Source organism: Mesorhizobium sp. B283B1A (assembly GCF_020165735.1).
GTDB lineage: Bacteria > Pseudomonadota > Alphaproteobacteria > Rhizobiales > Rhizobiaceae > Mesorhizobium > Mesorhizobium opportunistum.
In genome coordinates, this window is the sequence record NZ_JAIUIQ010000008.1 from 68,504 (window position 1) to 92,567 (window position 24,064).

Here is a 24,064-nt window from a genome sequence, read left to right on the forward strand (position 1 = left end):
TTTCAAAAAGATTAAGGCGTATTTTATTGAAAATCCTGGGCATTTCGCCGGCTCAGCGATTTCCAGGCCGCGAATTCGTTAATGCTTGTGGACAAGTGGTATTTTTTTGGTATTGTTCTGGTATTGGAGGACCCGGGATGGCCGAAACGCGCACCGAAGCGCTTCACAGGAATGCCGAGGGGCTGGATATCCAGGCCCCGGAAGCCATCCTTGCTTCGCTGGCCGATGCGCAGGTCGAGGCCGCCAAGGCCGTCCGCAACGCCATTCCGTCCATCGCCAAGGCAGCCGAGATCATCGCCGACAGGCTGAATGGCGGCGGCAGGCTTGCCTATGCCGCGGCCGGCAGTTCCGGCCTGATGGCGCTGGCCGATGCGTTGGAATTGCCCGGCACCTTCGGCATAGAACGCGACCGTATCGCCATCCTGATCGCCGGCGGAGACGAGGCTTTCCACACGCTGGCCGGCGGACCCGAGGACGACACGGAGGAGGCCGCTGCCGCGGTCGCCAGTGCGGGCATCGGCAAGGGCGACTGCCTGATCGCCGTTTCGGCCAGCGGCACGACACCCTATGCCGTGCACGCCCTCCAGGAAGCGGCCCGCCGCGGGGCGGCCACCATCGGCATCGCCAACAACCGGGATTCGGCCCTGCTCCAGCAGGCTGGAACCGCCATCCTGCTCGAAACGCCACCGGAAGTGATCGCCGGCTCGACGCGCATGGGCGCCGGCACCGCCCAGAAGATCGCGCTCAACATGCTGTCGACCTTGACCGCCGTCCATCTCGGCCACGTGCATGACGGCTACATGGTCAACCTCATGGCCGACAACATCAAGCTGCGCGACCGCGCCGCGCGCATCGTCGCCGCCGTCAGCGGGCGCGGCAGGGACGAAGCCGCCCAACTGCTCGATAAGAGCGGCGGCGCGGTCAAGACCGCCATTCTGCTAGCCGCCGGCGCCGACAATGCCGATGCGGCGCGGAAGATACTGGAGGGGACCGGCCAGAAGCTGCGGCCAGCCCTTTCCGCGCTGGAGCATGATCCCGAAAAGTGGAACCCACTTTTCGGAAAAGATCGTGCTCGAACAAAGAAGTAGGGCTTGTTTCATCCCGATTTCCATCGGGGTGAAACGGGCTTGCGAGGGGAGCAAGGGGTCAAAAGCCCCTGTTCTCATCAAAACCGAACCTGAAAAAGGTCAACAGGGAGACTGAGCATGACAACGAAATTACTGACGGCACTGCTTCTGGGCACCAGCATTCTCGGCTCGGCCGGGTTGGCTCACGCCGCTGACGTAACCCTCAACATCGAAAGCTGGCGCGGCGACGACCTTGCCATCTGGAAGGACAAGCTGATCCCGGCCTTCGAAGCCAAAAACCCAGGCATCAAGGTGGTGTTCGCGCCATCGGCTCCGACCGAATATGACGCCGCGCTCGGCGCCAAGCTCGCCGCCGGCTCGGCGGGCGACCTGATCACTTGCCGCCCGTTCGACAAGTCGCTCGAACTGTTCAAGAAGGGCAACCTCGCCGACCTCTCCGCGCTGCCCGGCATGGAGAATTTCTCGCCGGTGGCCAAGTCCGCCTGGCAGACCGACGACGGCAAGGCGAGCTTCTGCGTGCCGATGGCCTCGGTCATCCACGGCTTCATCTACAACAAGGACGCCTTCGACAAGCTCGGCATCAAGGTGCCGCAGACCCGCGACGAGTTCTTTGCAGCACTCGACAAGATCAAGGCCGACGGCACCTACATCCCGATGGCGATGGGCACCAAGGACCTCTGGGAAGCCGCGACCATGGGCTACCAGAACATCGGCCCCAATTACTGGAAGGGCGAAGATGGCCGTGCGGCGCTGATCAAGGGCGACCAGAAGCTGACCGACAAGGACTGGGTCGCGCCGTATGAGGAACTGGCCAAGTGGAAGCCGTATCTCGGCGACGGTTTCGAGGCGCAGACCTATCCGGACAGCCAGAACCTGTTCACGCTCGGCCGCGCCGCCATCTACCCGGCCGGCTCGTGGGAAATCGGCCTGTTCAACACCCAGGCCCAGTTCAAGATGGGCGCCTTCCCGCCGCCGGTCGAGAAGGCCGGCGACACCTGCTACATCTCGGACCATACCGATATCGGCATGGGCCTGAACGCAGCGTCGAAGAACGCCGATGCGGCCAAGACCTTCCTGTCCTGGGTCGCGTCGCCCGACTTCGCCACCATCTACGCCAACGCGCTGCCGGGCTTCTTCAGCCTGAACTCCGCGCCGGTGAAGATGGAAGACCCGCTGGCGCAGGAATTCGTCTCCTGGCGCGGCAAGTGCAAGTCGACGATCCGCTCGACCTACCAGATCCTGTCGCGCGGCACGCCGAACCTCGAGAACGAGACCTGGGTTGAATCGGCCAACGTCATCAACGGCACCGATACGCCCGAAGCAGCGGCCAAGAAGCTGCAGACCGGCCTCGACAGCTGGTACAAGCCGGCGAAGTAAGAGCTCAGGCAACGGAGCCGGCCGGGCGCAAGCCTGGCCGGTTCCGGATACCCCTGGTCTGCATCCGCAGAGATAGCGATTGTCGGCACCGCCTCGCGGCCTTACCCTTGCTGGTCTTGGGGAAGGCTAGCTGATCAGTCGCAGGCCTTTGTTCTTGCCCGCATCGGGCAAGAATGTCGGGCCGTGCATCGAGGCATCATCTAGCATCGAGACGATTTGGAACCGAGAGACGGCGGGGACCGAACTCATGGCCGCAGAAATACGACCCAAAAGACCTGTTCGCTGGCACATCGGCATCTTCCTGGCGCCGGCGGTGCTCGTCTACACGGCGATCATGATCCTGCCGCTCGCCGGCACCTTGCAGCTGTCGCTGTTCCGCAACGTCAGCGAGTCCCAGGTCTTTGTCGGACTGGAAAATTTCCGCACCCTGTTCGGCGATCCCAACTGGTCGGTGGGTTTCTGGAACGCACTCAGGAACAACACCTGGTTCTTCATCATCCACATGCTGGTGCAGAACCCGATCGGCGTCATGCTGGCGGCATTGCTGTCCAGCCCGCGACTGAGATTTGCCGCCTTCTACCGCACGGCGATCTTCGTGCCGACCATCCTGTCCTTTGTCATCGTCGGCTTCGCCTGGAAGCTCATCCTATCGCCGTTGTGGGGCGTGGCGCCGCACATGATGGACCTGGTCGGTCTGAAAAGCCTGTTCACGCCCTGGCTCGGCAAGGAACAATACGCGCTGACCGCGCTTAGCCTGATTTCGGTATGGCAGTTCGTCGGCATCCCGATGATGCTGATCTATGCCGCATTGCTGTCGATCCCTGAGGAAGTGATCGAAGCCGCCGAATGCGAAGGCATCACCGGCCTGTCGCAGTTCTGGAAGATCAAGCTGCCGCTGATCCTGCCGTCGATCGGCATCATCTCGATCCTCACCTTCGTCGGCAACTTCAACGCCTTCGACCTGATCTACACCGCGCAGGGCGCGCTCGCCGGGCCGAACTATTCGACCGACATCCTCGGCACCTTTCTCTACCGCGCCTTCTTCGGCTTCCAGCTGCAGGTCGGCGATCCCAATATGGGCGCGGCGATCGCCACGATGATGTTCCTGATCATCCTCGGCGGCGTCTGCGTCTACCTCTTCCTCGTCCAGACGCGCCTGCGTCGCTATCAGTTCTGAGGGGTGGATATGTTACGGCTAAACACCCCCCTCTGTCCTGCCGGACATCTCCCCCGCAAGGGGGGAGATTGGATGTCATTTCGGCCTTCGCCAATCTCCAGCGTTGCAGGACATGCGGCAACGCCAAAACTGCCAATCTCCCCCCTTGCGAGGGAGATGGCCGGCAGGCCAGAGGGGGGTGCCTGGGCGCCGTTCCTCGGCAAAGTAGCTCGTCAGGAGACCTCCCAATGAGCACCGCCACCCGATCACTCCCCCGCACCATCGGCGCTCACGCGATCCTGTTGACCTACACGGCGATCGCGCTGTTTCCGGTGATCCTGGTCATCATGAATTCGTTCAAATCCCGCGCCGGCATTTTTGGCGCGCCTTTGACGCCGCCGACGCCGAAAACCTTCGACCTGATCGGCTACACCACCGTCATCGGCCAAGGCGATTTCATCCATTATTTCCAGAACAGCCTCGTCGTCACCGTCGCTTCGCTGTTCTTCGTGCTTTTGTTCGGCGCCATGGCGGCGTTTGCGCTGTCGGAATACCGCTTCCGCGGCAATTCGATGATGGGGCTTTATCTCGCGCTCGGCATCATGATCCCGATCCGGCTCGGCACGGTCGCCATCCTGCAATTGATGGTGGCGAGCGGACTTGTCAACACGCTGACGGCGCTGATCCTGGTCTATACCGCGCAAGGCCTGCCGCTTGCCGTCTTCATCCTTTCGGAATTCATGAAGCAGGTGTCCGACGATTTGAAGAACGCCGGCCGCATCGACGGTCTGTCGGAATACACCATCTTCTTCCGCCTGGTGCTGCCGCTGGTGCGGCCATCGATGGCAACGGTCGCCGTCTTCACCATGATCCCGATCTGGAACGATCTGTGGTTCCCGCTGATCCTGGCGCCGTCGGAAGAGACCAAGACGGTGACCTTGGGCGCGCAGCTCTTCCTCGGCCAGTTCGTCACCAACTGGAACGCCATCCTGGCAGCCCTCTCGCTGGCGATCATGCCGGTGCTCATCCTCTACGTCATCTTCTCGCGGCAGCTGATCCGCGGCATTACGTCCGGAGCCGTCAAGTGAGCGGGGAACTATCATTCTCTGCCGGCGCCATCACCCCACCCGGCGCTTCGCGCCGACCTCCCCATCAAGGGGAGGTAGAAGGGCGCCGATTCATTCATGACCGCCCGAGGCCTCAGCTCAGGACGACTTCCTTGGCAGTGGGGAAGTTCACGCCAACGCCCGACCTCCCCTCGATGGGGAGGTCGGCGCGCAGCGCCGGGTGGGGTGACACCCTCTCAGGAAAAATCGGAATGTCTGGAGCAGCCCGGTGAACTCTAAACCACCCCTTCGCGTCATCGTCGCCGGCCTTGGCAATATGGGCCGCAGCCATGCGCTGGCCTATCATACAAATCCGGGTTTCCAGATCGCGGCTTTGGTCAATCGCTCCGACGTGCCGCTACCGGAGGGCCTGTCGGGCTACGGCATCAGGCGTTCCTTCGACGAGGTGCTGCGCGACGAAAAACCCGATGTCGCCTGCATCGCCACCTATTCCGACAGCCATGCCGACTATGCGGTCAGGGCGTTCGAGGCCGGCTGCCATGTGTTCGTCGAGAAGCCGCTGGCAACGACGGTGGCCGATGCCAAACGCGTCGTCGCGGCCGCCAAGGCCAACGGCCGGAAACTGGTGATCGGCTATATCCTGCGCCATCATCCGTCCTGGATCAGGCTGATCGCCGAGGCGCGCAAGCTCGGCGGTCCTTACGTGTTCCGCATGAACCTCAACCAGCAATCCTCCGGCCATACCTGGGAGACGCACAAGCAGCTGATGCAGACGACCTCGCCGATCGTCGACTGCGGCGTGCACTATCTCGACGTCATGCTGCAGATCACCGACGCCAAGCCGGTCGAGGTGCGCGGCATGGGTGTGCGGCTGACCGAGGAGGTCGCGCCGTCCATGTACAATTACGGCCACCTGCAGGTGCTGTTCGATGACGGTTCGGTCGGCTGGTATGAAGCCGGCTGGGGGCCGATGATTTCCGAGACCGCTTTCTTCGTCAAGGATGTCATCTCGCCCAACGGCTGCGTGTCGATCGTCATGAAGGAAGGCGTGAAGTCCGACGACATCGACACCCACACCAAGACCTCGACCATCCGCCTGCACAGTGCCGCGACCGGCGCTGACGGCAAGTTCGCCAGGCCGGACGAGATGCTGTCGATGGAAGGTGAGCCCGGCCACCAGGATCTCTGCGATCTCGAACAGGCCTTCGTGCTCAGAGCGATCCGCGAGGATCTGGATCTCACCAAACATATGGACGACGCAGTGAAGTCGCTCGCCGTCTGTCTCGCCGCCGACGAGAGCGTGCGCAGCGGAAAGGCGGTGCGATTGTGACAAGGGAATTGTCGTCAGGGGTCGCGCTTTACGAGGTCCCCCTCTGGCCTGCCGGCCATCTCCCCCTCAAGGGGGGAGATTGGATGCCGGTACCGCTTTCGCCAATCGCCAATGCTGCAAGACGGGCGGCAAGGCCAACGCTGCCAATCTCCCCCCTTGAGGGGGAGATGCCCGGCAGGGCAGAGGGGGGCGTCCTGGCGCCGACTCATCATTCCGGAGGATCGCCGTGGGCTCGCTGAAGATCGAGAATGTGAAGAAGGCCTTCGGGCCGGTCGAGGTGCTGAAGGGCATCGACCTCGAAGTGACGGATGGCGAATTCGTCGTCTTCGTCGGCCCATCGGGCTGCGGCAAGTCGACCTTGCTGCGGGTCATCGCCGGACTGGAGGATTCGACCTCGGGCCGCGTGGTGATCGATGGCGCGGATGTTTCCGCCACGCCGCCGGCCAAGCGCGGCATTGCCATGGTGTTCCAGACTTACGCGCTCTACCCGCATCTGACGGTGAAGAACAATATGGGCCTTGGCCTGAAGCAGGCCGGCACGCCGGCGGCCGAGATCGACCGCCGCATCGGCATCGCCTCGTCGATGCTGTCGCTGGAACCCTATCTTGAAAGGCGGCCGGCCGAACTCTCCGGCGGCCAGCGCCAGCGCGTCGCCATCGGCCGCGCCGTGGTGCGCGAGCCCAAGCTGTTCCTGTTCGATGAGCCTCTGTCGAACCTCGACGCGGCGCTGCGCGTCAACACGCGGCTGGAGATCGCCCAGCTGCATCGCCGGCTGAAGGCGACGATGATCTACGTCACCCACGACCAGGTCGAGGCGATGACGTTGGCCGACAAGATCGTCGTGCTCAACGCCGGCAGGATCGAGCAGATCGGCGGACCGATGGAGCTTTACAATTCGCCGGCAAACGAGTTCGTCGCCGGCTTCATCGGCTCGCCGAAGATGAACTTCATCGACGGGGCGAGACTGGGCGAAACCGCCAAGACCATCGGCGTGCGGCCGGAGCATCTGACCGTCGATCCGAAGTCCGGCAGCTGGAAGGGCACGGTCGTACATGCCGAGCATCTCGGCGCCGACACCAACCTCTATCTCGACTGCGAGAAGGCGGGGCTGATCACGGTGCGCATTTTCGGCGTGTATGATGCCGAGCCTGGCGCCACGCTTTACGCGACGCCGGATCCGGCGAAGACCTATCGGTTTGGCGCCGATGGGAAAGTGCTGAAGTAGCGCGGCACCGACGCTCCTTTCCTCTCCCTCCGGAGGGGGGAGAGGTGGCGCCGCGAAGCGGCGACGGAGCGGGGGAAGCCCGTGCCCCAAGCGCAGTCGCCGAAAAGCAGGCACGACCCAGTGAGCGTCTAGTCTTTCGTGGAGCAGTCGACCCCCACTCCGTCGAGCTTCGCTCGACACCCCCCCCCCCACCTCTCCCCCGATCGACGGGGGAGAGGAAAGGCGCGAAACCGTCTCCTCCTTCCGAACGACCATAAGAAGAGGACGGAAAAGTCGGCGGTCTACTCGTCCGCCTTGAACGTCTGCTTCTGCTGGCCGAGGCCCTCGATGCCCAGCTCCACGACATCGCCAGCCTTCAAAAACACCGGCGGCTTCATGCCCAGCCCGACGCCGGGCGGGGTGCCTGTCGAAATAATGTCGCCGGGGTGCAGCGACATGAACTGGCTGAGATAGGCGACGAGGTAGGCGACGCCATAGACCATGGTCTTGGTCGAGCCGTTCTGCATCGTCTTGCCGTTGACGGTCAGCCACATTTTGAGGTTCTGCGGGTCGGCTACTTCGTCCTTGGTCACCAGCCATGGGCCGGTCGGGCCGAACGTGTCGCAGCTCTTGCCCTTGGTCCACTGGCCCTGCCGCTCGGCCTGGAAGGCGCGTTCGGACACGTCGTGCGAGACGCAATAGCCGGCGACATAGTCGAGCGCATCGGCTTCGCTGACATATTTCGCGGTTTTGCCGATGACCACGCCGAGCTCGACTTCCCAGTCGGTCTTCTCGGAGCCGCGCGGGATCAGCACGTCGTCGTCTGGCCCGACAATGGCCGAGCTTGCCTTCATGAAGATGATCGGCTCCGGCGGCACGGTGGCGCCGGTCTCGGCTGCGTGGTCGGAATAGTTGAGGCCGATGCAGATGAACTTGCCGGTGCCGGCGACGCAGGCGCCGAGCCGGGGTTTGCCCGAAACCGTCGGCAGCGACTTCGCATCGAGCTTGGCCAGCATGGCCAGCGAGGCCGGATGAAGCGTGGTGCCGGCAATGTCGGCGACATGGGCGGAGAGATCGCGGATCGTTCCATCCGCATCGAGCAGGCCGGGACGTTCGCTCCCAACCTCGCCATAGCGCAGCAGTTTCATTTAAACCCTTCTCCTGGTTGCGGCCGCGTGGCCCTTTGCAAACTCTCCGCCGAGGCGACGGCGGACCCTACTGATCGGCCTGGTTCCGGGCAAGCGCGAGAATCGTGCCGGGCAAGCCGGCGCGCCGGATTTTCAGACTTCACGATCTCCCGACAAACGCGTGCAACGATCCCGGTCTTCCGGTTTGCTCCCGATTTCCGAACCTCAGATCGACCAGCCGCCGTCGATATTATAGGCCTGCCCGGACGTGTAGGTGGCACCGGCCAGGTAGACGGCGAGATCGGCGATTTCCTCCGGCGTGCCAAGCCGTCCCATCGGCTGGCGGGCGATGAAGGCGGCCCGCGCCGCTTCGTAGTCGCCTTGCGCATGCATGCGGTCCTGCAGCGACGGGCTCTCGACCGTGCCGGGGCAGATGGCGTTGCAGCGTATGCCCTTGCCGACATAGTCGGCGGCGACCGCCTTGGTCAGGCCGATCACGGCAGCCTTCGTGACGCCATAGGCGAAACGGTTCGGCACGCCCTTGGTGGAGCTGGCCAGCGAGGCCATGTTGATGATCGACCCGTCGCCGCGCTCCAGCATGCCGGGCAGCACGGCGCGGATGGTGCGGATCATGGCGCGCACGTTGAGATTGAAGGCGAAATCCAGATCGCCGTCCTTCATCTCGAGGATCGAGCCGGAATGGACGAAACCGGCGCAGTTGAACAGCACGTCGACGCGGCCGATCTCGGCAAAGGCGGTGTTGACCGCCTCGTCGTTGAGGACGTCCAGCTTGCGGGCCTTGATCCCCGTCGTCTTGGCGAGTTCGGCGAGGAGCGTCTCGTTGATATCGGTGGCGTAGACCGTGGCTCCAGACTTGGCGAAGGCCAGTGCGCTCGCCTTGCCGATGCCTTGCGCCGCCGCCGTGACGACAACGATCTTGCCTGCCAGATCCGCCATGCTCTTCTCCTCGTCCGCTAGGATCATCCGCCTTTATCGGCAGCCGGCCAGGCGTCATGTGCCAGTCACGAGCCATCGTGCGGCCTGCGCCGTGTCGGTTCACAGATAAAAATGTTTTTTCTCGTTAAAGAACATGGGCCCGGGCGTCAAGCCCGGACACGATCACCATTGTGGCTGTCCAAAGGCTCAGTCGCCGTAGGGCACCCAGACATTCTTCACCTCGATGGCGCGGCGCAGCAAGGCATCGCCAGCCGTTTCGTCGGACGCCCAGTCCAGGCTGCGGCCATTGCCGCTCCAGACGCGCTTGAGGTTGCCGATGGACGAGGCCTCCGCCTTGGCGCAGGTCTCGGCATCGGCGAACACCCAAAGCCCGTCGACATCGTCATGCTTGGCCAGCACGCCGGCAAGTTCCGCCGTGCGGCCGGTGACGATATTGATGGCGCCGGCCGGAATGTCGGAATATTCGATCACCTGGTAGAGATCGGTGGCGAGCAGCGGATAGCGTTCGGACGGCACGGCAACCACCGTGTTGCCCATGGCTAGCGCCGGCGCGATGAGCGAGATCAGGCCGAGCAGGGGCGCGTTATCAGGCGCGACGATGCCGACGACGCCGACCGGCTCGTGCAGCGCCAGCGTCACGGCACGTGCCGGCGGCTGGTGCACGCGGCCTTCGAACTTGTCGGCGAGGCCGGCATAGAGGAACAGGCGTTCGATCGACTGGTCGACTTCTTCCAGCGCGGCCTTGGGCGTTGCGCCGGTCAGTTCGGTCAGACGAGCCGCGAATTCGCCGGCGCGGCCGGAAAGGTTTTCGGCCAGATAATAGAGCACCTGGGAACGGTTGTAGGCGGTCGCTTCCGGCCATGCCTTGCACGCGCGGGCAGCCGACACGGCATCGCGGATATCCTTGCGGTTGCCAAAACCGACTTCGCCGGCAAGCTTGCCCTTGGCGGTGGCGACGGCCAGCGAATAATTGCCGTCCGGGCGTACCTGTTTGCCGCCGATGAACAGCTTGGCCGTTCGGTCGATGGCCGCGCCGTCGGCCTGCTCGACCGGTTGCGCCGAGATCGTCGCTTGCTTGATGACCGGCCCGAGCGGCAATTTTGCCGCGAGATATTCGAACATGCCCTCGCGCCCACCCTCGCGGCCGAAGCCGCTCTCGCGGTAGCCGCCGAAGCCGCAGGCGGCATCGAACATGTTGGTGCCATTGACCCAGACGACACCGGCCTTTAGCTGCGGCGCGACATGCAGCGCCAGATTGACGTTCTCGCTCCACACGCTCGCTGCCAGCCCATAGCGCGTGTTGTTGGCAAGCTCGATCGCTTCCTCGGTGTTGCGGAAGGTCATGGTCGCCAGCACCGGGCCGAACACTTCTTCCTGGGCAAGGATATTAGCCGGCGAAACACCGGTGGCGAGTGTCGGCAGGTGGTAGTAGCCCGAGGACGGCAGCTCGGCGTCCGGCTGCCAACAGACGGCGCCTTGCCTGGCGCCTTCGGCGACCAGTCCCTTGACCCGGTCGAGCTGCGTGGCGTCGACCAGCGGGCCGATATCGGTGTTCTTGTCGAGCGGACTGCCGACGCGCAACCGGCTCATCCGCGTCTTGACCTTGGCGATCAGGGCCTCGGCGATGCCTTCCTGCACCAAGAGCCGCGAGCCGGCGCAGCAGACCTGGCCCTGGTTGAACCAGATGCCGTCGACCAGCCCTTCGACGGCGCTGTCGAGGTCTGCATCCTCGAAAACGATGAAGGCCGACTTGCCGCCAAGCTCCAGCGATAGTTTCTTGCCCGAACCGGCGGTGGCCTTGCGGATGATCTTGCCGACTTCCGAAGAACCGGTGAAGGCGATCTTCTGGATACCGGAATGATTGACGATGGCTCCGCCCGCTTCCGGGCCGCCCTGGACGATGTTGACGACGCCCTTCGGCACGCCGGCGCGCTCGCAAATCTCGGCGAACAGGATGGCGGTCAGCGGCGTGAACTCGGCCGGCTTCAGCACCACCGTGCAGCCGGCGGCGAGCGCGGGTGCGATCTTCCAGGCCAGCATCAGCAGCGGAAAGTTCCACGGGATGATCTGGCCGACCACGCCGACGCCCTTGTGGCCGGGGAAATCCTTGTCCAGCGCCTGCGCCCAGCCGGCGTGATGGATGAAGTGGCGGATCGCCAAGGGCACGTCGATGTCGCGGCTTTCGCGGATCGGCTTGCCATTGTCGATTGTCTCAAGCACCGCGAACAGGCGCTGATGCCGCTGCATGGCGCGGCCAATGGCATAAAGTACTTTTGCGCGCTGGTAGCCCGAGGATGCAGACCATTTCGGCAGTGCCTTGGTGGCTGCGGCGACGGCTGCGTCGATATCGGCGGCTCCGGCATCGGAGAGCTTGGCCAGCAGCTTGCCGGAAGACGGCTCGCTGGTCTCGAAGGTTTTGCCGCCGCTAGCCGCTTTCCAGGCGCCGTCGATGAACAGCGCCTTGGAAAAATCGCGCCCGGCAAGCCATGCATCGGCCTCGTTGCGCGCTTCCGGCGCCGGTCCGTATTCCATGGCGTGATAGCGTTCGAGAATGTTCATGGATGGCTCCAGATAATTGTCTCAGGAGGCGTTCTTTCGCGCCCCCCTCTGTCCTGACGGACATCTCCCCCACAAGGCGGGAGATCGGACTTTACGTCTGTCAGCCGCCATTTTGCAGCGTTGGCCATTGGCGAAATCGCCGATGCCAGCCAATCTCCCCACAAGTGGGGGAGATGTCCGGCAGGACAGAGGGGGGCGCCGTAGAGCTCCACGTTCAAAAACCCAATCCGATCCTCAAGCCATTGCGTGGCGGTGATTGGCCGAATAATGGCCGGTCAGGTGATGCTCGAGCTGGCGCTCGATGTCGGTTAAAAGGCTCGAAGCGCCGAAGCGGAACAGCTCCGGCTCCAGCCACGGCCGGCCGAGCTCTTCCTTCATCAGCACTAGCCAGTCGAGCGAGGCCTTTGCCGTGGAAATGCCGCCGGCCGGCTTGAAGCCGATGAGATGGCCGGTCTCCTCGAAATAGCCCCTGATGGCGCGCACCATGGCCAGGCCGACGGGCAGCGTCGCGTTGACGCTTTCCTTGCCGGTCGAGGTCTTGATGAAATCCGCGCCCGCCATCATCGCAACCATCGAGGCCAGCATGACATTGCGCAGCGTGGCGAGGTCGCCGGTGCCGAGAATGACCTTCAGATGCGCATCACCGCAGGCGGCGCGCATCGAGACGATCTCGTTGTAGAGTTCCCGCCATTTGGCGCCGAACACCAACCCGCGCGGAATGACGACGTCGATCTCGTCGGCGCCGTCACGAACCGAGGCCTCGATTTCCTGCAGCCGGGTCGACAGTGGCGCAAGCCCGTGCGGAAAGGCGGTGGAGACGGCGGCGACATGGATGCCGGTGCCGCGCACGGCGTCCACCGCCGTGGCGACGAAGGGATGATAGACGCAGACCGCGGCCGGCCGGATGGGTTCGCCTGCAATGCCGAGCCCCTCGACGATGTCGCGCCGGAACGGGTTGATCGCCTTGGCGCAGAGCCGGCGCACGCGCTCCTCGGTGTCGTTGGAATTCAGCGTCGTCAGATCCATGCAGGCCACCGCGCGCAGCAGCCAGGCCGCCTGGTTGTCGGCCTTGATCGAGCGCCGCTTGGTCAGGCTGGCGACGCGCCGTTCCAGCGCCGAACGGTTGACGCTGCGCACCGATTCCATGAAGCCGAGATCGAGCTTCATGCCGGGATTGCGCGCGATACGATGGTCCAGCGGGACGGCGGTATTGGCGGCGGCACGCGCGGGCAGCGGCGTCACCTTGGTGCCAAGGTCGGCTTCGCGGATTGTGCTGCTCATCTCCTGCCCTTTCATTCAGCGACGCACACTTATGTCTCGGTGCGTCTTGTCTCGGTGCGTATCATCTTCCCAAACCGCTCGACAGTTTTGGGCGACACGCACGAAGATAGCCCGCGAAGCCGTGCTTCACGAGTCCTCAAGCAAGCGATAGCGGAAAAAGGCCGCGAAAGCAGCTAGTTTTTGACCGGAAGGTCAAAACTCGTTTGGCGAAGGAAGCGCGGTCTCAGCCGACGAAGGCGCGCTCGACCACGAATGTCGCCGGATGGCTGAGCGAGCCTTCCTGGAAACCGAGGCTCTCGGCCAGCTCCTTGACGTCCTTGAGCATGTGCATCGAGCCGCAGATCATGATGCGGTCGGTCTCGGGATTGAGCTTTTCGATGCCGAGATCGCTGTAGAACTTGCCCGAGCCGATCAGCGCGGTGATGCGGCCCATGCAGGCAGACTGCTCGCGGGTCGTCGAATTGTAGAGCGTGACGCGCCCAGTGGTCAGTTCGCCGATCAGCGGATCGCTCTCCAGCGCCGCCACCAGTTCCTGGCCATAGGTCAATTCGGCAATGTCGCGGCAGGTGTGGGTCAGGATCAGCTGGTCGAATTTCTCGTAGGTGTCGGGGTCGCGCAGCAGGCTGGCGAAGGGCGCGATGCCGGTGCCGGTCGAAATCATGAACAGCCGCTTGGCCGGCGTCAGCGCGTCGACCACCAGCGTGCCGGTCGACTTCTGGCGCATGATCACGGTGTCGCCCACCTGGATCTTCTGCAGTTCCGAGGTCAGCGGGCCGTCCGGCACCTTGATCGAGAAGAATTCCAGCTCTTCGTCCCAGGCCGGGCTCGCCACCGAATAGGCGCGGTATACCGGCTTCTCGGCATTGGGCAGGCCGATCATGACGAACTCGCCGGAGCGGAAGCGCAGCGACTGCGGACGGGTGATGCGGAACGAGAACAGCCGGTCGGTATAGTGCTTCACCGAGACGACGGTTTCGGCATAGACATTGGCTGGTATCGGAAACTGCAGCGGGCGGGCGCCGTCGGTGCTGAACGCGGATGTGGTGTTCATCAAATCCAACTTTCTGGCCCAACTCACGGACGCGGGCGCCAAATCTTTTCCTGCGCGCCCGGACCGTTCAGGTCCCGGCGTGCTGCTCGCACACTCCGAGTTGGTAAGCTCTTGTGTCCGGAATTTATTAGTATACAAACGATATTTGCGTCAAGATGGTGCCGCGAAACACCTTTCCAAACTGTGACATATCCGTAGTCCCAGCATTTCGGGTTTCGACTATGAAAGAGAATTTTTCGGTGCAGCAGCCGGATTCCCTGGGCAGCGTGGTTGCCGGCATCGACGTCGGCGGAACCTTCACCGACCTGCTTCTGATCGACGGCAAGGACGGCGGCAAGGTGCATATCGCCAAGACCCCGACCACGGTCGACAACCAGGCCTTCGGCGTGGTTTCGGCGCTCGGCGCCACCGGCTTTCCGATCGACGGCATCGACCTCATCGTGCACGGCACGACCACCACCACCAACGCGGTGCTGGAACGCCGGCTGGCCAAGACCGGCATGATCACCACGCGCGGCTTTCGCGACGTGATCGAGCTTGGCCGGCGCACGCGGCCTCAGGCTTATGGCATGACCGGCACCTTCGTCCCCATCATTCCCCGCAACCTCAGGCTCGAAGTGTCGGAGCGCGTCGAGGCGTCGGGCACGGTGCGCACGCCGCTCGACGAGGCCGAGATGCGCGCGGCGGTGAAGGCGCTGATCGACGCCGGCTGCGAATCCCTGGTCATCCACTTCCTGCATTCCTACGCCAACCCTTCGCACGAGCGGCGCGCCGCCGCGATCGCCGCCGAGCTCTGGCCGAACGGCTACATCACCACGGGCCACGCGCTGCTGTCGGAAGCGCGCGAATTCGAGCGCGGCGTCACCGCGTCGGTCAACGCTTCGGTGCAGCCGATCCTCGAGCGCTATGTCGAGCGGCTGCGCAAGGAATTGGCGGACAAGGGCTATGCCCGCGACTTCCTGATCATGAACGGCAATGGCGGCATGATCTCGGCCCGCTTCGTCACACGTGAATCGGCCAAGACCGTGATGTCCGGCCCGGCGTCCGGCGTCATCGCCGCCGCTTATACGGGCAGGCGCGCCGGCTTCGAAAACCTCGTCACCTACGACATGGGCGGCACCTCGACCGACGTGGCCCTTATCCGCAACGCCGAGCCTGCTGTCTCGAACGAGATCGAGATCGAATATGCGATGCCGATTCATGTGCCGATGGTGGCCGTGCACACGGTCGGCGCCGGCGGCGGCTCGATCGCCCGCGTCGATGCGGCCGGCCTGATCCAGATCGGACCGGAAAGTGCCGGCGCCAATCCCGGCCCGATCTGCTACGGCCGCGGTGGCCTGGAGCCGACCATCACCGACGCCAATCTGGTGCTCGGCCGACTGGCGCCGAAGAAGCTGCTGGCGGTCGAGAATCCGGTCACGTCAGAGCGGGTCACCGGCATCTTCGCGGACAGGATCGGCAAGGCCACCGGCCTGTCCGGCGTCGAGGCGGCGGGTGCGGTGCTCAGGCTCGGCAACATGAAGATGGCCGGCGCGATCCGCATGGTGTCGGTGTCGCGCGGCCATGACCCCCGCGATTTCGCGCTGTTCGCCTTCGGCGGCGCCGGGCCGCTGCACGCCACCGCATTGGCGCGCGAACTCGGCCTGCCCAAGGTGCTGGTGCCGGCCCGGCCCGGCATCACCAACGCGCTCGGCTGCGTCGTCGCCGACCTACGCCACGACTTCGTCAACACCGTCAACCAGCCGGTCGCGATACTCGATGAAGCCCAGCTCCACCAAGTGTTGGAACGGCACCGAAACGAAGGCGAGGAGCTGATCGGCAAGGAAGCAGTGAAGCCGGAGACGATCCGTGTCACCCACTCCGCCGACATGCAGTTCGTCGGCCAGACCCACATCATCAACGTGCCGTTGCCGTCCTCGTCGGTGACGCGGCAGGAATTGCAGGCGCTGTTCGAGAAAGCCTACTTTGCCCGCTTCAAGGTCGAACTGCCGGAAATCCGGGCCAACCTCGTCAACCTCAACACCTCGGTCACCGGAGTGCGGCCGGCGATCGACCTGTCACGGCTGATCGACCCGGCCGGACGGGCAAAAACACTTGACGAGGCGCGGCGCGAGATCAGGCCGGTCTGGTACGCAGGGCGCTGGCATGACACACCGGTATACGTCCGCGAAAAGCTGCCGCTCGACGCCATCATCGAGGGGCCGGCGATCCTCGAACAGATGGACGCCACCACTGTGCTCGAGCCCGGCGATCGCGCGCGCTCCGACACCGACGGCAACATCATCATCGACATCGGCGAGGCCTGAGATGCCCGACATTGATATGGCAAAGCTCGACGCCATCACGCTTTCGGTTCTCCAGGCCGCCTTGCAGCAAGTCTGCGACGAGATGGACCTTACCTTTTCCCGCGCCGCCTTCTCGCCTGTCATCGCCGAGGCCAATGACCGATCGGACGGCATCTATTCGGCGGTCGACGGCTCGCTGATCGCGCAGGGCAGCCAAGGCCTACCGGTGTTCGTCGGCGTCATGCAATATTCGACCAGGACGGTGATCGAGATGATCTCCGACGGCCGCTGCCTGGCTCCGGAGCCGGGCGACATCTACATCGTCAACGATCCCTATCTCGGCGGCACCCATCTGATGGATGTGCGCTTCGTCATGCCTGTCTACCGGGCGGGAAAAATCTTCTGCTGGCTGTCCAACACCGGCCATTGGCCCGACATTGGCGGCTCCGTGCCCGGCGGCTTCTCGGCTTCCGCCACTGCCGTCGAACAGGAAGGCCTGCGGCTGCCGCCGGTGAAACTGTTCAAGAAAGGCATGCTCGACCCCGAGATCTACGCCATCATCTGCTCCAACATCCGCGTCGCCGACCAGCGCATAGGCGACATCAGGGCCCAGGCCGCCGCGCTGTTGATCGGTCAGGACAGGCTCAACGGAATCCTGGATCGTTACGGAGACGAAACCGTTGTCGAGGCCATCGCCGAGCTGCGCCGCCGTGCCGCCGAACAGATGCGCTCCAACATAGCGGCCATTCCCGACGGCACCTACCGCTCCAAAGCCTTCGTCGATTCCGACGGGGTGGTCAACGAACCGCTGACCATCGCGCTCGCGGTCGAGAAACAGGGCGATACGCTGACCTTCGATTTCGCCGGCTCGTCAAAGCCGTGCGCCGGGCCGATGAACAGCGTGCTGGCGACGACGTTGTCCTCGGTCTACCTCGCCATGCGTCACATTTTCCCCGACGTGCCGATCAGTGCCGGCGCCTTCGAGCCCCTGATCGTCAAGCGGCCGGAAGGCACCTTCCTCGACGCCAGATATCCGCGCCCCGTGTCGGGCTGCGCGGCCGAAGTGTCGCAGCGCATCGCCGAGGCGGTGTTCGCTGCCATGGTGCAGGCGCTGCCGGACAAGGTGACGGCGGCTCCCGCCGGCTCCAGCGGCAATTTCGCGCTCGGCGGCAACGATCCGGCGCGCGGCCGCGACTACGTCATGTACCAGATCTCCGGCGGCGGCTATGGCGGTAACTCAGGCCATGACGGCCTGACCAATGGCTGCTCGACCATCGGCATTTCCAAGTCGCCTCCGGTCGAGATCATGGAACAGGCCTTTCCGGTGCTCTACCGCCACTATGCCTTGCGCGAAGGCTCGGGCGGCGCCGGCAAGCATCGCGGCGGTTTCGGCCTCGCCTATGAGGTCGAGATCCTGCGCGGCGACGCGCGCGCCTCCTTCGTCATGGACCACGGCCGTTTCGGCCCGCAAGGCGCGCTCGGCGGCAGCGACGGCGAGCCCAACACGGTGACCGTGTTCCGCAACGGCGAGGAGCACGTGCCGCCGCATCTGTCCAAGGAGCAGGACATCCCGCTGAAGGCCGGTGATCGCGTGCGCGTCGGCACGCCTGGCGGCGGCGGCTATGGCGATCCATTCCAGCGCGACGCCGATCAGGTGCGGCGCGATGTGGCGCTGGGATACTATACACCGAAGGAAGCCAGCGAAAAATTCGGCGTGGTCTTGTCGGCGGGCGACCTCGCCGTTGACCAAAAGGCGACGGAAGCACACCGCGCCGGCTAACGCACCACCACTCGCCATGGCGTAGATAGCTCACAGCGCCGTGATCGCCGCAGCAGATGTCGTTTCCGTCTCCGCCGCGCCCATGAAAGCCCGTAGACTTCGCCAGTCAACGGGGATCTGGAACATGCGTCTTTTCAGTCATTTCGTGCTTGCCGCTTCCGTCGCTCTCACCCTCGCCACGGGCGCCGCTTCCGCCCAGGACAACAAACTCAGGATCGGCACCGAGGGCGCCTATCCGCCCTTCAACTATGCCAATGCCGACGGCACGCTGGGCGGCTTCGACATCGACCTCGGCAAGGCGCTGTGCGCCGAGATGAAGGCCGAGTGCGAATTCACGGTGCAGGATTTCGACGGCTCGATCCCCGCGCTCCAGGCCGGCAAGTTCGACGCCATCATCAACATCACCATCACGCCCGAGCGGGCCGAGAAGGTCGAGTTCACCCACAAATACTACCAGACGCCGCCGGCCATCGCGGTGCCGAAGGATTCGCCCATCGCGGGCACGTCTCCCGAGGATCTGAAAGGCAAGGCGCTTGGCGTGCAGACCGCCACCATCCATCAGAAATTCGCCGAGCAGAAATACGCAGGCTCGACCGTCAAGGCCTATCCGACAGGTGACGACGCCCGCACCGACATGGCCAACGGCCGGCTCGACGCGATGATGGATGGATCGATCATCCTCACCGAATGGCTGAAGAAGCCGGACGGCGCCTGCTGCAAGCTGCTCGGCACGCTGACCGCCGATCCGGCCATTCACGGACCCGGCGTCGGCATCGCGTTGCAGAAGGGCAACAAGGAGCTGGCCGACAAGCTCAATGGGGCCATCGACGCGCTGCGCGCCAACGGAAAGTACAAGGAAATCAACGACAAGTACTTTGCCTTCGACGTGTACGGCAACTGAAACCGTTTGGAAATCCTACTCTGGCGGCCATCTGAAGGCGTTTTCTGCGCTTCCGGTGCTCACGGACCCGAATGTCCGCTCCGCTCCGGTTCTCGAAACCACCATCATATGACTCGCCAGAGCGAATTTCGAAACGGTCTCTGAATCGCAATGCACAATGGAGACCTTCTTGGCTGAGCGGCGTTCCCCCTTCTACAGCAGCATCGTCGGATCGGGCGCGACCATGGGTCGGGTCGGCGGCGATTTCGTCTCGGCCAAATATTATTCCGGCATCGCCGACGAGCACCTGAACACGCGCGAAAATGTCGGCGTGCAGGATCTCAGCACCATGGGCAAGATGGACATCAAGGGGCCGGACGCCGAGGCGCTGGTCAATCATGTCATCGTCAACGATGCCGCGGCGATGAAGCCGGGCCAGGTGCGCTACTCCACGGTCTGCCGCGAGGATGGCGGCATCCTGGACGACCTCACCGTGTTCCGACTGGGGACCGAGCATTTCATGCTGGTGACCGGCTCGGTCAACCGGTTGAAGATGCTGCCCTGGCTGCTGCACCATGCCGAAGGACGCAAGGCCTATGTCACCGATATCACCGCGGCGGTCGCCTTCCCGACCATCCAGGGCCCGCGCTCACGCGACCTGCTGAAGGCGCTGGTCAGGGATGCCGATCTGGACGGGCTGAAGCGTTGGGCGTTCACCTCGGAGCGCGTCGGCGAGACGAAGGTGCTGATCTCGCGCACCGGTGTCACCGGCGAACTCGGCTTCGAACTCTTCGTGCCGGCCGACGAGGCGGCCTCGGTCTGGGAAAGCCTGATGCAGGCCGGGCGGGACTTCGGCCTGAAACCCTATGGCGTGCTGGCGATGTTCACGCTCGGCCTGGAGAAGGCTTACCCGGCGCATGGTATCGACATGGATGAGAGCCGCACACCGTTCCATGTCGGGCTCGACCGCTGGATCAAGTTCGACAAGGGCGATTTCATCGGCCGCGAGGCCCTGCTCAAGGTCCGAGACAAGGGCCTCGACGAACGCTGGACCGGATTGATCCTCGAAGGCGATAAGCCAGCCACGACGGATGCCAGGGTGATGGCCGATGGCGAGGACGCCGGCATCGTCACCTACAGCGATCATGGCTATTCCCTCGGCAAAGTGCTGGCCACGGCGCATCTGCGACTACCCTTCACCGCCATCGGCACTGAGCTGAGCGTCGAGATAGGGGGCAAGCCGACGCGCGCGGTGGTGGCGCCGATGCCGTTCTTCGATCCGGAAGGGGCGAGGCTGAGGGGTTAGTCCAACTTGCCACGGAAATCGCTTTGGCCCACCTCCCGAGGTTGTGATACGATTTCGAAATGAAGTCTCCCAGTTCAAGAACCATCCGTTCGGCCAAGACCGGCCAGTTCGTTCTGACGAGCGGGCGCGGCGAGAAAATCAGCGCCGTCGAAGGCATGAAGCTGTCGCCCCGCATGGCTAAGGTACTAAGCCACAGTGCGCGGCACGGACTATCCGGTGATGAGCGGCGTTCGCTCATCAAGGAAGAAATCCGCAAAAAGAAATAGACGTTGGCCTACGTCGCCGAGTTCGATCCGCTCTGTTACCCCGGGACGACGGTGCTGGAAGGCGTTGGCGTCGATCTCGCCGCGCTCCAGCGCCTCGTTGGGCTGGGTGTAGTCGTTGAACACCACGGTCTCGATGGTGAGGCCCTTTTCGGCGGCCTGGGCGACCACGACGCGCCAGACATCCTCGTCCTCGCCGCTGATGATGCCGACCTTGATCGCCTTTTTGTCCTCGGCGAAGGAGGCATGGGCAGCCATCAGGCTGCCGATCGCCACCGCCGATGCGAACAGCAGAGCAAGGCCATTGCGCCGGTTGAGCGTTGACCAAAGGGAAGCTGGCGAAGTGTTGTTGACGTCGGACATGATTGATCTCTGCGGTTGTGAAGTCATGGCAGCAAGGGCGGATTGCCTAGGCTTGGTCCCATCGTCAGAAATTCTATCGATCTTATCAAAGAACGTGTTTCGCCGATCTCGCCGAAGCCGGGAATATTCTCTCAAGAATCCTGAGGTAGCGAGCACAAGGCACCGCCGGCCGGCCGCGACGGAACCCCGATGCGACCCTGGGCGCTCTGGAGACGCTCAGATTCTCAAGGAAAGCCGGCGGGATCTCAAAGCGCGATCCAGGCGGTCTTCAATTCGAGATACTTCTCCAGCGCATGCAGCGACTTGTCGCGGCCGAAGCCGGACTGCTTGACGCCGCCGAGCGGTACGGTGATGTCGGCGCCGCCATAGGTGTTGACGTGGACGACACCGGCATTGATGGCGCGCACCATGCGATGCGCGGTGGAAAGATTGGCGGTCCACACCGCCGAGGCAAGCCCGTAGACGGTCGAATTGGCAAGCCGCACCGCCTCTTCCTCGGTCTCGAAACGCATCACGCCGAGCACCGGTCCGAACACTTCCTCGCGGGCAAGCTGCATGTCCTGCGTCACATTCTCGAAGATCGTCGGCGCCATGTAGCTGCCGCCGGTCTCGGTGAGTATGCGCTCGCCGCCGGTGACCAGCCTTGCGCCTTCTTCGGCGGCCTTGGCGACGAAGCCGAGGTTCTTGTCCAATTGCTCGGCGCTCGATACCGCGCCGACGTCGCTCGCGAGATCGAGCGGATCGCCGACCCTAAGCCGCGTGGTTGCCGAGAGAAGTTCGTCCATGAAGCGGTCATAGACCGACGATTGGACGAGCAGGCGCGAGCCGGCGACGCACACCTGGCCGGAATTGCGGAAGATGCCGTTGGCAGAGACCACCGCCGCCTGTTTCAGGTCGGGGGCATCGGCAAAGACGATGTTGGGCGACTTGCCGCCGAGTTCGAGGAAGACACGCTTAAGGTTGGAACGGGCGGAATAGTCGAGCAGCCGCCGGCCGACCGGCCCGGAGCCGGTGAAGGCGATGGCGTCGACATCCATATGCAGGCCGAGCGCTTCGCCGGCAACCGCGCCACGGCCGGTGACGACGTTGAGCACACCGGCGGGCAAGCCGGCCTCGCTGGCTAGTTCCCCCAGCCGCAGCAGCGTCAGCGAAGCGACCTCCGGAGGCTTGACCACCACGCAATTGCCGGCGGCGAGTGCCGGCGCGATCTTCCAGGCGCCGATCATCAGCGGGAAATTCCACGGCACGATGACACCGACGACGCCGAGCGGCTCCTTGTGGATCAAACCAAGCACATTCTCGGCCGTCGGCGCGATCTCGCCATAGACCTTGTCGATCGCCTCGGCGTAGTAGCGGATGGTGCCGGCCGCCGACAGCGGTTCGGCCTTGTAGGCCATGCCGATTTCGGTGCCATTGTCGCGCACGCCGAGCACAGCCAGTTCATCGATGTGCTTTTCGACCAGCTCGGCGAGCCTGGTCAGCACTTTCTTGCGAAAGGCGGGTGCCGCGCGCGACCACGCGCCCTTCTCGAATGCCTTGCGCGCCGACCGGGCCGCGCGGTCGACATCGGCGGCATTGCCGTCGGCGATGCTGGCAAAAGGCCGGCCGTCGATCGGCGATATCACGGGCAGCGTCGCGCCGCCTGTCGCCTCGGCCTGCGCGCCATCGATGAACAGGCCGCGCGCGCCGATCTCGGCCTTGCGCAGGATATCGATGGCATTTTGGGTGATCATTGGCTGGGTGATCATTGGGAACCGGCTCCTAAACTGACATGCAATGTGGTGGGCGCCCGGAATTCCCAGCCGCGGAACACCGGCTCCTTGCCGGGCACCAGGCTGAGATCGGGAAAGCGTTCGAGCAGCAGCCTTACCGCAAGGCACATCTGCTCGCGCGCGAAAAACCGGCCGGAGCAAAAATGATGGCCGAAGCCGAAGGCGGCGTGGTTGCCTTCGTCGCGATCGATGTCGAAACGGTCGGGGTCGGAAAACCGGCTCTCGTCGCGGCTGGCCGAGGAGACAAGTGCCGCCACTGGTGCGCCGGCGGGGATCGTCGCTCCGCCGATCTCGACCGCGCGGGTCGTTTCGCGTGTCTGCGTGCCGATCGGCGCCACCCAGCGCAGGCCCTCGTCGACCGCCTTGGGCACGAAGGTCTCGGGATCGCCGAGCACCTTGCGCAACTGGTCGGGGCTCCTCAGCAGGCCGACAAGGATCGAGCCGGCGCCGTGGCCCGGCTCCTGCATGCCGCCGAGCAGGATCACCTTGACGGTCGGCATCAGGAAGTCGATCGGCCGCGTTTTGCCTTCCGGCATGCCGTCATGCAGCATGTGCGACAGCGCCGAATCGTCGGGCTCGCGGACCAGCCTTTCCAGCGTCGGCGTCACCGCATCGCCGACCTCGGCGCCGATCGCGTCGGCGATTTCCTGCCGCTTAGGGTCCTTCTCGAAATTAATGGCGCCCTGGGCAAGGCCATAGAACCAGCGCCGCAGGGTCGGCATGTCGATGTCGGCAAGGCCGAGCGAACGTGCCAGGCTAAGCGTCGACACAGGCTCGAAATAATCGGCCATCAGTTCGGCCGAACCGCGTTCGGCGATCGCATCGAGATAAGGCTCGGCGATCGAGCGCACGAGATCGCCGGCATAGGAGGCGACGGTGCGTGGCCGGTATTTCGGGTCGACGCCCTGGCGAAGGTGCTTGTGGACCTCGCCGTCGCTGGTCAGGATCGTCGGCTTGCCGAAGGAGCGCTCGACCGGCGATACGCCGGCCTTGACGATTGCGGAGAAGATGTCGGGCGACTTCGCCACCAGTTCGACATCCTTCCAGCGGGTGACGAACCAGAGACTGACCGAGGGCACGAAGGCGACCGGCGCGCTGCGCCTGAGTTCGGCATAGATCGGATAGGGATCGGCTTCCAGCGCCCCGACGGTGATGTTTTCGGCAAAGCTCAAGGCCGCCACTCCCTTTGTGGTGGAAGGGGCGGCGTCACGCCGCCCC

17 protein-coding genes and 1 pseudogene are annotated in these 24,064 nt (G+C 64.0%); 10 read left to right on the forward strand and 8 right to left on the reverse strand.

All coding sequences use genetic code 11. The features are described 5' to 3' along the window. Positions 1-137 precede the first annotated feature (137 nt). The 6 genes from LB577_RS08790 to LB577_RS08815 all read left to right on the forward strand — a co-directional run bounded on the left by LB577_RS08790 (position 138) and on the right by LB577_RS08815 (position 7,243). Entirely contained in the window at positions 138-1,088 is a 951-nt protein-coding gene (locus tag LB577_RS08790; protein WP_224686400.1) for an N-acetylmuramic acid 6-phosphate etherase, read from the forward strand. A 117-nt stretch (positions 1,089-1,205) separates the two neighbouring features. Then, on the forward strand, positions 1,206-2,465 hold the full coding sequence (locus LB577_RS08795) for an ABC transporter substrate-binding protein (RefSeq protein WP_013891958.1): 1,260 nt from the start codon (positions 1,206-1,208) through the stop codon (positions 2,463-2,465). Between the two features lie 247 nt (positions 2,466-2,712). Beyond that, a complete protein-coding gene (locus LB577_RS08800; RefSeq protein ID WP_224686401.1) occupies positions 2,713-3,642 on the forward strand; it encodes a carbohydrate ABC transporter permease in 930 nt (309 codons plus the stop codon). 227 nt (positions 3,643-3,869) lie between these two features. Continuing rightward, positions 3,870-4,709, forward strand: a complete 840-nt coding sequence (locus LB577_RS08805; RefSeq protein ID WP_023765384.1) for a carbohydrate ABC transporter permease — start codon at positions 3,870-3,872, stop codon at positions 4,707-4,709. Positions 4,710-4,956: 247 nt separating this feature from the next. Then, positions 4,957-6,018, forward strand: coding sequence for a Gfo/Idh/MocA family protein (locus tag LB577_RS08810; protein ID WP_224686402.1), 1,062 nt, complete (start codon positions 4,957-4,959; stop codon positions 6,016-6,018). A 226-nt stretch (positions 6,019-6,244) separates the two neighbouring features. Further along, positions 6,245-7,243: an ABC transporter ATP-binding protein gene (locus LB577_RS08815; RefSeq protein ID WP_224686403.1), complete on the forward strand. Its 999-nt coding sequence runs from the start codon at positions 6,245-6,247 to the stop codon at positions 7,241-7,243. A 281-nt stretch (positions 7,244-7,524) separates the two neighbouring features. Here LB577_RS08815 and LB577_RS08820 read toward each other — a convergent pair whose 3' ends face one another. From LB577_RS08820 to LB577_RS08840, 5 genes are all read right to left on the reverse strand, one after another. Beyond that, complete coding sequence (locus LB577_RS08820; RefSeq protein WP_224686404.1) at positions 7,525-8,370, reverse strand: fumarylacetoacetate hydrolase family protein; 846 nt, start codon at positions 8,368-8,370, stop codon at positions 7,525-7,527. A gap of 204 nt (positions 8,371-8,574) precedes the next feature. Then, a complete protein-coding gene (locus LB577_RS08825) occupies positions 8,575-9,306 on the reverse strand; it encodes an SDR family oxidoreductase (protein ID WP_224686405.1) in 732 nt (243 codons plus the stop codon). A gap of 186 nt (positions 9,307-9,492) precedes the next feature. Then, positions 9,493-11,865: an aldehyde dehydrogenase family protein gene (locus LB577_RS08830; RefSeq protein ID WP_224686406.1), complete on the reverse strand. Its 2,373-nt coding sequence runs from the start codon at positions 11,863-11,865 to the stop codon at positions 9,493-9,495. A 234-nt stretch (positions 11,866-12,099) separates the two neighbouring features. Further along, positions 12,100-13,146: a deoxyribose-phosphate aldolase gene (deoC, locus tag LB577_RS08835; protein WP_224686407.1), complete on the reverse strand. Its 1,047-nt coding sequence runs from the start codon at positions 13,144-13,146 to the stop codon at positions 12,100-12,102. A 223-nt stretch (positions 13,147-13,369) separates the two neighbouring features. Next, positions 13,370-14,197 (reverse strand): ferredoxin--NADP reductase, encoded by an 828-nt coding sequence (locus tag LB577_RS08840; RefSeq protein ID WP_224686408.1) that lies wholly within the window; start codon positions 14,195-14,197, stop codon positions 13,370-13,372. 221 nt (positions 14,198-14,418) lie between these two features. Here LB577_RS08840 and LB577_RS08845 point away from each other — a divergent pair, with 221 nt between their 5' ends. From LB577_RS08845 to LB577_RS08860, 4 genes are all read left to right on the forward strand, one after another. Next, positions 14,419-16,503: a hydantoinase/oxoprolinase family protein gene (locus tag LB577_RS08845; RefSeq protein ID WP_224686409.1), complete on the forward strand. Its 2,085-nt coding sequence runs from the start codon at positions 14,419-14,421 to the stop codon at positions 16,501-16,503. Between the two features lie 16 nt (positions 16,504-16,519). Next, positions 16,520-18,262 carry a hydantoinase B/oxoprolinase family protein gene (locus LB577_RS08850; RefSeq protein WP_224686494.1) on the forward strand — a complete coding sequence of 581 codons (1,743 nt, stop codon included), beginning with the start codon at positions 16,520-16,522 and terminating at the stop codon, positions 18,260-18,262. A gap of 124 nt (positions 18,263-18,386) precedes the next feature. After that, positions 18,387-19,163 (forward strand): ABC transporter substrate-binding protein, encoded by a 777-nt coding sequence (locus LB577_RS08855; RefSeq protein WP_224686410.1) that lies wholly within the window; start codon positions 18,387-18,389, stop codon positions 19,161-19,163. Between the two features lie 169 nt (positions 19,164-19,332). Then, positions 19,333-20,448 (forward strand): aminomethyltransferase family protein, encoded by a 1,116-nt coding sequence (locus LB577_RS08860; protein WP_224686411.1) that lies wholly within the window; start codon positions 19,333-19,335, stop codon positions 20,446-20,448. Positions 20,449-20,762: 314 nt separating this feature from the next. Here LB577_RS08860 and LB577_RS08865 read toward each other — a convergent pair. The 3 genes and pseudogenes from LB577_RS08865 to LB577_RS08875 all read right to left on the reverse strand — a co-directional run. Then, positions 20,763-21,074 (reverse strand): annotated as a pseudogene (locus tag LB577_RS08865) (MetQ/NlpA family ABC transporter substrate-binding protein); the annotation flags it as partial. A gap of 245 nt (positions 21,075-21,319) precedes the next feature. After that, positions 21,320-22,807, reverse strand: a complete 1,488-nt coding sequence (locus LB577_RS08870; protein WP_224686495.1) for an aldehyde dehydrogenase — start codon at positions 22,805-22,807, stop codon at positions 21,320-21,322. Positions 22,808-22,818: 11 nt separating this feature from the next. Next, entirely contained in the window at positions 22,819-24,018 is a 1,200-nt protein-coding gene (locus tag LB577_RS08875) for a cytochrome P450 (RefSeq protein ID WP_224686412.1), read from the reverse strand. Positions 24,019-24,064: the final 46 nt, after the last annotated feature.